General features: G+C 34.8%; 7 protein-coding genes. 2 read left to right on the top strand and 5 right to left on the bottom strand.

Going from position 1 to position 5,944, the window contains the following annotated elements; genetic code table 11:
* A partial coding sequence (locus HNR52_RS11940; protein ID WP_435620698.1) for a UPF0236 family transposase-like protein occupies nt 1-505 on the bottom strand: 505 nt, incomplete at its 3' end.
* 229 nt (nt 506-734) lie between these two features.
* On the opposite strand from HNR52_RS11940, the gene HNR52_RS11935 reads away from it, so the two are divergent.
* Together HNR52_RS11935 and HNR52_RS11930 are read left to right on the top strand one after the other, a co-directional pair.
* The gene (locus HNR52_RS11935; protein ID WP_435620697.1) at nt 735-881 is read left to right on the top strand and encodes an SDR family NAD(P)-dependent oxidoreductase; all 147 of its coding nucleotides are present in this window, start codon (nt 735-737) and stop codon (nt 879-881) included.
* Nucleotides 848-1,501 carry an SDR family NAD(P)-dependent oxidoreductase gene (locus HNR52_RS11930; RefSeq protein ID WP_435620696.1) on the top strand — a complete coding sequence of 218 codons (654 nt, stop codon included), beginning with the start codon at nt 848-850 and terminating at the stop codon, nt 1,499-1,501. The genes HNR52_RS11935 and HNR52_RS11930 overlap by 34 nt, the downstream gene beginning before the upstream one ends.
* An 88-nt stretch (nt 1,502-1,589) precedes the next feature.
* Here HNR52_RS11930 and HNR52_RS11925 read toward each other — a convergent pair whose 3' ends face one another.
* From HNR52_RS11925 to HNR52_RS11910, 4 genes are all read right to left on the bottom strand, one after another.
* Complete coding sequence (locus tag HNR52_RS11925; protein WP_435620695.1) at nt 1,590-2,258, bottom strand: copper amine oxidase N-terminal domain-containing protein; 669 nt, start codon at nt 2,256-2,258, stop codon at nt 1,590-1,592.
* A gap of 114 nt (nt 2,259-2,372) precedes the next feature.
* Entirely contained in the window at nt 2,373-3,173 is an 801-nt protein-coding gene (locus HNR52_RS11920) for a polysaccharide deacetylase family protein (protein WP_435620694.1), read from the bottom strand.
* Nucleotides 3,174-3,202: 29 nt separating this feature from the next.
* Entirely contained in the window at nt 3,203-5,347 is a 2,145-nt protein-coding gene (locus HNR52_RS11915) for a glycoside hydrolase family 3 C-terminal domain-containing protein (RefSeq protein WP_435620693.1), read from the bottom strand.
* Between the two features lie 59 nt (nt 5,348-5,406).
* Entirely contained in the window at nt 5,407-5,751 is a 345-nt protein-coding gene (locus tag HNR52_RS11910; protein ID WP_435620692.1) for a hypothetical protein, read from the bottom strand.
* Nucleotides 5,752-5,944 lie beyond the last annotated feature (193 nt).

Here is a 5,944-nt window from a genome sequence, read left to right as displayed (position 1 = left end):
CATATGTTTGAAGGTTGTCTATTTTTCTTAATGTGTTCATTACTGTTTGCCGGCTTACATTGCAGTTAGCTCCATTCCTTTTAAGTTCCTGAGTGGTTTTTTGATATGAGAGTATTGTAGAAAGATCCGTTATATCAGCTTTAATCTCAGCATCTATTCTTTCATATTTTTGGATGCCAGCAGCTTTATCTACAAGATATGCCTTCTCTCCTGTTTCTTTGTTTTTATAGTACCGTCTTTTGTATGTGATATCTCCAAATACAGTTGTTATTGTCCTTTCACAATCTTTTTGGACTACCACCCAGTTTTTCCTTTTACTTTTGTCTTTATATATGCTTTGATCAAGTTCATGAAGTACATCTGCACAAATCTCTTTTCCTAATTCATTTAGTATTTTTTTAAGTTCTTTTTCAAATTCCAAATAGGTATATTTTCCATCAAGTAATCCAATAATTTTTTCTACAACAAGCAGGAATTTTTGAAGTGTATGTTGAATTATTTTCATAAGACCTCACCTTCCTATTTATTTTCTAACTCATCCTCTTGGGAGGATGGTGAGGTCTTATTTCTACATTTCATCGCTATTTTCCTGCTTTTTCACCTAAGAAAATTTTACACTAAGGTTTAAAATGTATTGATTATCTTTACCATAACACTAAACATCTATTGACAAATTAGAAAAAATTGTATAGTATTGATTTTGCAAATTAATTTTAAAAGGAGAGAATTTACTAATGACTTTTCAAGATAAAGTTGTATTGATTACAGGAGCTGCTGGTGGAATAGGCAAAGAAACCGCTAAATCATTTGCTGCAGAGGGAGCTAAATTAGCTTTAGTTGATTTAATATGGATGCTCTTGAAAAAACAGCACAAGATCTGAATTTACAAAAAGAAAATTACCTTCTAATATGTGCAGATGTAAGCAAAGAAGAGCAAGTTCAACAATATGTAAAAAAAGCAAAAGATCATTTTGGAAAGATTGATGTGTTTTTTAACAATGCAGGTGTAGAAGGAAAAGTTGCGCCAATAACAGATTATCCATCGGATTCACTTGATTTAATCATTGATGTAAACATAAAAGGTGTCTTTTACGGATTAAAGTACGTATTGCGTGTCATGAAAGAGCAAGGATTCGGTTCAATTATAAATACGTCTTCTATTGCAGGTTTAAAGGGTATGCCTAATACAAGTGCTTATAATGCATCAAAAGCTGCCGTCATAGCTCTCACAAAAACAGCTGCAGTAGAATATGCAGGTCTTGGAATACGCGTCAATGCTGTATGCCCTGCATTAGTTAATACACGCATGATGAGATCTTTAGAAAAAGAATTTAATCCAGAAGATTCGCAAGCTGCTAAAGAATTTTTAACTAAATCAGTTCCTCTAGGTCGCTATAGTGAGCCTAAAGATGTATCTGAAGCAGTATTATTTTTAGCTTCAGAAAAAGCTTCTTTCATCACAGGAATTGCTTTAGAAGTAGTAGGCGGGATGACTGCATAAATAATACTCAAAAATTCAAAATAAAAAAATCAAAAAAAGATGCTATAAAAAGATACTCAAATCTGAGTATCTTTTTATAAATTCTCTTTTAATCCTGTTCATCATATACACTGTTTACAACTGTATTGTCTGTATTATCTGTATCATTAGAGCCATAGACATCCTGTGAAACTGTTTCATCCGTTTGTCCATAGACATCTTGCGATACTGTGCTGTTTTGCGTATTATCATCTTCAATGTCGATATTACCCGTGTTATTATCATAATTTATTTTTTCTCCCAAGATTTCAGCGATAAATCTTATCGGGACAAATGTTCTATTATTGATTGTCATCGGAGGAACTTCTATAGTCACTTCAGTACCATTAACATATACTTTTGAGTTATTTAAGTCAAATACGATAGTTTTGTCTCCTTTTGTTATTGTGACAGTATTTGATGCAGCATCCCAATTTACATTTGCACCTAGACTCTTGACAACAGCCCGCACTGGAATCAACGTTGTACCGCTTTTGATGACCGGAGGAATGTCAAATTTGATTTCTCTTCCATTCGCCTTCATCTTTCCGGCAAACTTTGTATACTTTGCCTCAGTAACTCTATCCTCTGATTCAATCTGTCCGTTTTCGTTTCTTTGGCTGACTACCTCAACTGATTTTGTAGTCTTTCGATTATTTTCTCTTGGCTTTGCAATTACAAGCGATATCGAACTGATAACAAGTACAATTGAAAGCGCAAAAGCCACCAACTTCTTCACGCTATCACCTCTTCAATGTATATATCGGCTAAAACGTATATTTCTTAATAAAAAATCATCCACTGAATGTTATACTTTAAACAACACAATCGTGGATGATTTTATATATACATGCTATTTTAGATTAATTCTCTCACCAGAATCTATCTTTACAGGCTCATCATCTACTCCGATCCATACAGGTATTGCTGATGGATTATATACCATGCTGCCATCAGCGCTAAACTTTAAGCTTTTAAGTGCATTTATATAATCCATTATTTCAATATTTGTAGCGTACCACACATTTTCATCAAAGGATGCCATCTTGCAAAATTCTTCTATCAGATCCCAATTGCCATTTCTATCAAACTCGAAGCTGTGTCCCCAAACGTAGAATAAAGGCATCTGCTCCCATTCTTTTAGGTTCTTAAATTCCTTTAGCTTCTGTATTACATCTTGATCATGATGGCAAGTTGGATGCCATTCTAAAAAATTATTAGGTATCCTAAAGCTTTTAGTCGACCTAACAGTTCTGGAATACTCTATGCCAAATGATGCAAGACTGTTTAGCACTATATCGTTGTAGTCACCATAAGGATATGCCATACCACGTACCTGATAGCCTACTAATGATTCTAGGTTTTTCCTATCTTCCATTATTTGATAGACCAGTTCTTCCGGCGGTATCAACGTCAAATAAGAATGATCTAGTGAATGGACTGCTACTTCATGTCCTTTATACAATTCTTTTATCTCATCTCTAGATACATAAGGTTCTGTATCAAATCTGCCTGAATTCAAATTGAATGTTCCTTTGATGCCGTATTTGTTAAATATCTCTATCAATCTTCTGTCAAATACCTGTCCGTCGTCATAACTCATGGTCAAGGCTTTTTTCTTTCCACCAGGATAATAATTAAAGCTTACTTTCACTTCTATTATCTCCTTTTAAAATTTAAATTTTAATATTCCAATTCTCTTAAATCACCGGTAACTTCAAAAGTTTTCGACAACACTTTTCTTCCCATAAGCTTTTGACTCATTTCGTCTGGCTGGCTTCCACCTACATACACTGTAAATAATCCAGGTTCTAAGATGCACCTTCCATCATTGTCTATCAAAGCCATATCTCGAGGCTTTAATTCAAACTTAACTGTCTTTTTCTCCCCCGGCAAAAGGTTAATCCTTTTGACTCCTCTAAGCTCATACTTTGGCACCCTTACAGATGATTCCATATCTTTTAAATACACCTGTACAACTTCATCGCCTTCTAGATGACCTACATTTTTAACATCTACATAAATATCTATGGCATCATCAGCACTGATTTTTTCACTGCTTAAGCGAAGATTATCGTATTCAAATTCAGTAAAGCTTAATCCGAAACCAAATGGGTACAGCGGCTCTTTTTCCATGTAGCGATACGTCCTGCCCTTCATGCTATAGTCCTCAAACGGCGGTATATCATCTAGTGATTTTACAAATGTTATTGGCAATCTTCCTGCCGGCGAATAATCACCAAATATTATATCAGCAACAGCCGTGCCACCTTCTTCACCTGGATACCAAGCTTCAATTATAGCTGGTATATTCTCCTTGGCCCAGTTTATTGTCAGTGGGCTGCCATTCAAAAGAACCAAAACTATAGGCTTACCTGTATTTTTCAGCTCTTTAAGTAAATCTTCTTGAACGCCTGGTAGATTCAAGTCCAGTCTATCACCGTCAGCATCAGAATTCTCTACATGTCCTTCTTCACCTTCTAATTTTGGAGATATACCCATACATGCAATTACAACATCTGATTGTAATGCTGCTTCTACCGCATCTTCAAATCCTTCTTTAGATGAACCTGTAAGTTCGCATCCCTTCGCATACAATACTTCTGCACTTACTTTATTTTTTATCCCATCTAGCATTGTAACGTACTTTGATGGTGTACCGTTGTAGTTTCCCAAAAGCACATCAAGTGAATCGGCATTTGGCCCTATGACAGCAATATTTTTGATGTCTTTTCGCAGTGGAAGCAAATTATCTTCATTTTTTAAAAGAACTATTGATTCTAAAGCTGCTTTCAATGTCATTTTTCTGTGTTCATCGCAGTCATTTACACTATACGGTATATTGGCATATGGAACCATCTCAGGTGGATCAAACATTCCAAGCTTAAACCTAGCCTCAAAAAGTTTAGTTACAGCTTTATCAATCGTGTCTTCTGAAACTAAGCCCTCTTTAACTGCTTCAATCAGGCTTTCATAGGTATTACCACAATTCAATTCACATCCATTGTTTACAGCCATAGCAGCAGATTCCGCTGCATTTTTTGTGACCTTGTGGTGCATATGAAAATCATCTACAGCTCCACAGTCTGATACAACATATCCGTTAAATCCCCACTCTTTTCTTAATATATCAATAAGCAATGTCTTACTTCCACAACATGGTTCATTATTTGTCCTGTTATACGCACCCATAATAGATGCTGCATGTCCTTCTTTGACACATTTCTTAAAAGCTGGAAGATATGTCTCTCTCAAGTCTTTATTATTGACGACAGCATTAAATTGATGCCTCAACTTCTCCGGACCACTGTGAACAGCATAGTGCTTTGGAGTTGCAACCAATTTTAGATATCTCTCATTATTTCCTTGAAGACCTTTTACAAATTCAACACCTAATTCTCCAGTCAAGTACGGATCCTCTCCGTACGTCTCCTGCCCACGTCCCCATCTTGGATCCCTAAATATATTTATATTTGGGCTCCAATATGTTAAGCCTTTATATCTTCCATGATCATTATTGCGAAGAGCCTCATGATGTTTCGCCCGTGCCTCATCAGATATAATTTCAGCAATTTGATAAATAAGTTCAGGATTAAATGTTGCACCTAAACCTATAGCCTGTGGAAAAACCGACGCGATACCTGCTCTTGCCACACCATGCAGACATTCATTCCACCAATCATATTCTGGTGTGTCAAGCCTTGGTATTGCCGGTGACTTGTGCAGCATCTGGGATATCTTTTCTTCCAATGTCATGCGAGACACAAGATCTTTAACTCTTTCTTCAACAGGCAAATTCGGATCTTTATAAGGATATGCCTCTGACAAAGTAAACGCCCCCTGTGATTCTTTAATATAACTTATGTATTAAAATATACCGCGTATTATTAAACAATATTCTTTACAAGCTCTTCTAGTTCATCAAACTTCATGAATTTTAAAACGACATTTTCTTTAAAAGCATCTTTTAATGCATTTAAAACTTTTTCTTTATCTTTTGGCGTAATATTTTTAATGCCCACATGCTCTAAATGATCCAGCGTTGATATAAAATTTATTTTTCCATCCTTTTTCCCAATAATTAGACTAAAATATAAATCATCATTTTTAAATATACAAATAGCAATATATATATTATTTCCCAAACCTGAAATATATTTTTTAAGAAGTTTGATTACAGGCAATATATCTAACTTAGGGTATACATAAATGCCATCCATATTATTAAACATATCAATAGCATATTCTATATACTCGTCGACATCCATATTCTCATAAGGAGTTTCTTGCATATGTTTGTTAAATTCTATTAACGCATTTTTATTTAATAAACTAAAACTTCGCACATAAATAATTACTCTGTTCCTTGAAAACTTAATGCTTTGCCAGAAAAAAGTAATAGTAATTTACACAATTATGCACACT

Origin of the sequence: Thermoanaerobacterium thermosulfurigenes (assembly GCF_051201035.1) — a bacterium.
Classification (GTDB): domain Bacteria; phylum Bacillota; class Thermoanaerobacteria; order Thermoanaerobacterales; family Thermoanaerobacteraceae; genus Thermoanaerobacterium; species Thermoanaerobacterium thermosulfurigenes.
The sequence above is the reverse complement of the archived record's forward strand: the minus strand, read 5'-3'. Positions and strand labels throughout refer to the sequence as shown.